The organism is Xanthobacter sp. (assembly GCF_041911315.1).
In the GTDB taxonomy this organism is placed as follows: Bacteria; Pseudomonadota; Alphaproteobacteria; order Rhizobiales; family Xanthobacteraceae; genus Xanthobacter; species Xanthobacter aminoxidans.
Genome location: NZ_JAYRPE010000081.1, coordinates 1 through 4,504, shown reverse-complemented (window position 1 = coordinate 4,504; position 4,504 = coordinate 1). Strand labels below are relative to the sequence as shown.

The following is a 4,504-nucleotide window of genomic DNA, read 5'->3' as shown; positions in this document are numbered from 1 at the left end:
TTTCCCGTTGCCTTCGCTCAGGCGCCGCGCGGGCTTTCCCGTTGCCTTCGCTCAGGCGCCGCGCGGGCTTTCCCGTTGCCTTCGCTCAGGCGCCGCGCGGGCTTTCCCGTTGCCTTCGCTCAGGCGCCGCGCGGGCTTTCCCGTTGCCTTCGCTCAAGCGCCGCGCGGGCTTTACATCTGCGCCCAGCTCCGGAGCAGGTTGTGATAGACGTTGGTGAGCTGGAGCACCGCCGGCTCATCGTCCGGCAGCCGGCTGCGCACCGCCATGATGGCGAGGTCGAGGTCGTAGAGCAGGGCGCGGCGGCCGTCGTCCGGGATCATGGACTGGGTCCAGAAGAAGGAGCCCCAGCGGCTGCCACGGGTGATCTCGCGCACGCTGTGCAGGCTGCTGGCGGGATAGACCACCGCATGGCCGGCGGGCAGCTTCACCTCGTGGACGCCGTAACTGTCCTCGATGAGGAGTTCGCCGCCGTCATAATCGGCGGGATCGGTGAGAAAGACGGTGGTGGAGACATCCGCCCGCATCCGCCGCCCCGCGCCGGGGATGGCCCGGATGGCGCCATCCACATGGGCGCCGAACTTCATGCCCACGTCGTAGCGGTTGAACATGGGCGGCAGCACATGGAGCGGCATGGCCGCCGAGTTGAAAATCCCGTTGCGGCCCAGCGCCCGCAGGATGAGATCACCCAGCTCCTGCGCCTCGGCCGACTCCACCGGAATCTGCAAATTCTGCTTGGATTTCGCCGCCTGCGCGCCGGCCGTCACGCGGCCGTCCACCCAGGGCGAGCCTTCCAGCACGCGGCGGCAGTGGGCGACCTCGGCCGCGGTGAGGAGATCGGGGATTTCAACGAGCATCGCGCATCCAGAAACGGGCAGCGTCGGCCCGGCCGTGTGGACCGCGCCGACGCCGTTTTCGTGACGATCAGAAGGTGTAGCCCACGCTCAGCGTGAACGAGCGGCCCGGCGCGGGAACGGCGCGGTTGCCCCAGCCGGCCGAATAGTTCAGCGCGTTGGTGAGGTTGTAGCCGTTGAGCGCCACGCGATACTTGTCGTGCTTGTACGAGATCAGCGCGTCGAGCGAGAAGGTCTCGGGAATGATGGCCGTATTGGCGCTGTTGGTGAAATAGCCGTCGGCATAGGTGATGCCGCCGCCCACCAGAAGCTGGCCGGGGATGGCCCGCACCACGCCGCCCTTGATGAGGTCGTAGGTGGTCCAGAGCGTGAAGTTGTTGGGCGAGACGAAGGGCACCTCGTTGCCGATGTAGCTCAGCGTGGTCGAGGTGAGGATTTCGCTGGAGTAATAGGCGTAGCCGGCCTGGATGGTCCAGGCGTCGGTGATGGTGCCGGTCACGCCCAGCTCGATGCCCTGCACCCGCTGGTTCTCGCCGCTCTCCACCGAATTTCCGGTCACGGGATCGGTGTAGAAGACGTTGCTCTTGTTGATGCGGAACACCGCGCCGGTGAGCCCGAGCCTGCCGTCCAGCACCGAGACCTTGGCGCCGGCCTCCCACGTCTCGTTGTCTTCCGGCTCGAGATTGTTCTGCACCGGGTTGACCACGGTGACGTCGTTGGTGGGAAAGCCGCCCTGCGGGCTGAAGGACTTGGCGTAGGAGACATAATAGGTCTGGGTCTTCGTCGGCTCCCAGATCAGCGAGGCCTTGGGGCTGAAGAAGCGGGTGTTGGAATCGGCGTTGATCCAGGTGCCCTTGCTGTTCTTGCAGCCCGGCACGGTGGAGGTGCCCTGCGCGTCCACGCACCAGTATTTGTAATCGGCCGAATAATTGTCCCAGCGGATGCCTCCGAGGATGGAGAGCTGGTCCGTGAACCAGATGCGGTCGCTGGCGAAGGCGCCGAAATCATAGCTGTTGCTGATCTTCTGGCCGTTGTTGCCGAACGGGTTCTCGTAGAGATAATAGCCGGTCGTGTTCTCGTAGACCGGGAGCCAGATGGTCGAGAGGCCCTTGGAGCCGTTGAGGGAGAGCAGGTTGCGGCTGTCGTTGACGAAGTAATAGTCGATGCCCGTCACCAGCTCATGCCTGAGGAAGCCGGTGTTGAACTTGGCGGTCATGGTCGCGACATTCTCGGCCGCGAGACTTTCCTGCAGATAGCCCGGATTGCCGCCGCCGAAGGTGATGGCCGGGTTGTTGCCGGCGAAGAACTGCCCCGTGCAGCTCGCGGCATAGGTCTTCGGCGTAGCCGGCACCGTATTGGTCGAGCCGTTGCTGCAGCCCGGCACCGAGGCGGCGAAATCGCGCGTGTAGTAGCCGACGCGGCTGTCGTTGGTGAAGGTCAGCCAGTCGCTGATCTCGTTCTTGTAGTTCGCCGTGAACATGTTGGTGTCGGTGATGTCGCGGTCCGTCACCTTGCCGTAGAAGTTGGAGCGCGGAACGCCCCATTCCGTCACCGGCACGCCGATGGCACCGAACTTCTTCGCATCGTTGAACAGCGGCGTCACGATGGGCACGCCATAGTCCGGCGTGCGGTCGCCGTGCTGGTAGAGATAGTTGAGATAGAGCGTCTGGCTGGTGCCGAGGCCGAAGCCCAGCGAGCCCATGAGGCCCCAGCGGTTGGCCTCCACATGGTCGCGGTCCACGATGTCCTGGGCGTTGAACATGCCGACGATGCGGGCGGCCGTGGTGTCGTCGATCTGCTTGTTGAAGTCGAACACGCCGCGATAGAGCGGCCCGGAGCCGAACTGGCCGTCCACGTCATACTTGTCGCCGCGATGCGCCTGCTTCAGCTGCATGTTGATGGCGCCGCCCGTGGTGCCGGAACCGAAGCTCTCCGAGCTTGGCCCCTTGAAGACTTCCACGTTCTCGTAGGCGAAGTTGTCGCGCACATAGACGCCGAAGTCGCGCAGGCCGTTGATGAAGACGTCGCCCTTGGCCTGGAAGCCGCGAATGCGGAACTGGTCGCCGTTCATGCCGCCGCCGCCCTCGCCGATGCCGACGGTGACGCCCGGAACATTGCGCAGCGCCTGCTCCAGCGTGGTCACGCCCTGCTGCTGCATGGTCTGCTGGGAGATGACGGTGACGGTCTGCGGCGTGTCCTGGATGGTGCCGGGCAGGCGCGAGAGGCCGGTGGTCGCCTCCAGCGAATTGACCGGCTCGCCATCGGCATCGACCACGATGGTCGGCAGGTCCGTGTCGGCGCCGGCGGGCGCGGCCGCCTGCTGCGCGAAGGCCTCCATGAAGGGCACGGCCGACAGGCCCATCACAAGGCCGGCGCCCACCGTCGAACGCGACATGGTGGGCCGAAGTGTGCTCAACGCTCCCATGATCTTTCCCCGTAAGGTGAGATGCCCGGCGATGCTTGCGGCGGCGCGCTGCGGGCTGGTTTCGGCAATAGTCGAGCGCTGACGGAACGGGCGTCAGGGCGGTGTCTGCAATATTGAGCGCAAAAGAAGGAGTTAAGGTCTGTTCCGGACCATGACGAAGCAAAGCCTGACTGTAGGCGCGCCACCCCTCAACCGGGCGGTGGCACGTATATGGAAGTCATCATTCTGTTACGTGACGTATAGAGGCCCCGCATTCCGCAGCGCAACAACTATGTTTTTGATCTGGTCCAAGGTGGGCCGAAAAGTGGCGGATGGAGATATGGCAATACTCAATGATACATATCGGTACACCGCCTGAAATCATTCAAAACAAGAACTGTTCCATTTAAGAACTGCGCGTCCCGGCTTGACATGAAGGTGGGTCGCAACGGTCTATCGCCCCGGCATGCCCCTCGGGGCGCGGCGGGCCGGGCATGGGCGACGAGCGGATTTCCTATAGCGCCCTGAAGGGCATGAGCGCGGCCGAGCTGCGCGCGGGGCTTGCGGCGGAGCCGGCGCGGAGCGTCGCGCTGGTGCGGGCGGCGGCGCACAACGGCATCTTGAGCGCGCAGGTGGTGTACGGCCAGATGCTGCTGGACGGCACCGGCGTCGCGCGCGATCCGCAAGCCGCCTACCGCTGGTTCACCAGCGCCGCCGACGCGGGTAGCCTCGACGGCGTGAACATGGTGGGGCGCTGCCATGAGAAGGGCTGGGGCGTGCCGCGCGACCTCGACGCGGCGGCGCGCCGCTATCGCGCGGCGGCGGACGCGGGGCATGCGTGGGCGCAGTTCAACCTCGGCACGCTGCTGGTGAATGCCGCCGATTTCGCCGCTGATCCCGCCCTTGCGCTGCACTGGTTCGTGCGGGCGGCGCGGCAGGGGAATCCCAAGGCCATGGCCATGATCGGCCGCTTCCTTGAGCAGGGCTGGGGCCGGCCGCCCAACCCCGAGGCGGCGCGCCGCTGGTATCGCCGCGCGGCGCTGGGCGGGGATTATCGCGGCCAGTTCGACTATGCCCGCACGCGCTATGCGGACGGCGCGGCGGAGGAGGCGTGCGCCTGGTTCGCGCGATCCATCGAGACCGCCGTCCCGGACTTCTGCCGGCTGGCGGCCGAGGGCCTGCGCGCGTCCGGCGATCCCGCGCTCGAAGCCATCGCCACGCGGGCGCTGGAGCGGGTGCGCGCGGCCG

The 4,504-nt window shown here is 66.1% G+C and carries 3 protein-coding genes; 1 reads left to right on the top strand and 2 read right to left on the bottom strand.

What is annotated here, in order from left to right; all coding sequences use genetic code 11:
- Window positions 1–171: 171 nt before the first annotated feature.
- Complete coding sequence (locus ACE3QW_RS23080; RefSeq protein WP_374254287.1) at window positions 172–855, bottom strand: Fe2+-dependent dioxygenase; 684 nt, start codon at window positions 853–855, stop codon at window positions 172–174.
- Window positions 856–922: 67 nt separating this feature from the next.
- On the bottom strand, window positions 923–3,277 hold the full coding sequence (locus tag ACE3QW_RS23075) for a TonB-dependent receptor (RefSeq protein ID WP_374254286.1): 2,355 nt from the start codon (window positions 3,275–3,277) through the stop codon (window positions 923–925).
- 473 nt (window positions 3,278–3,750) lie between these two features.
- Between ACE3QW_RS23075 and ACE3QW_RS23070 the strand changes: the two genes are divergently transcribed.
- Window positions 3,751–4,504, top strand: a 754-nt coding sequence (locus ACE3QW_RS23070; protein ID WP_374254284.1) for a tetratricopeptide repeat protein, incomplete at its 3' end; no start/stop codon positions are given.

Coding starts and splice junctions, on each gene's coding strand:
- ACE3QW_RS23080 (WP_374254287.1), bottom strand. CDS start 855: ATGCTCGTTGAAATCCCCGATCTCCTCACCGCGGCCGAGGTCGCCCAC.
- ACE3QW_RS23075 (WP_374254286.1), bottom strand. CDS start 3,277: ATGGGAGCGTTGAGCACACTTCGGCCCACCATGTCGCGTTCGACGGTG.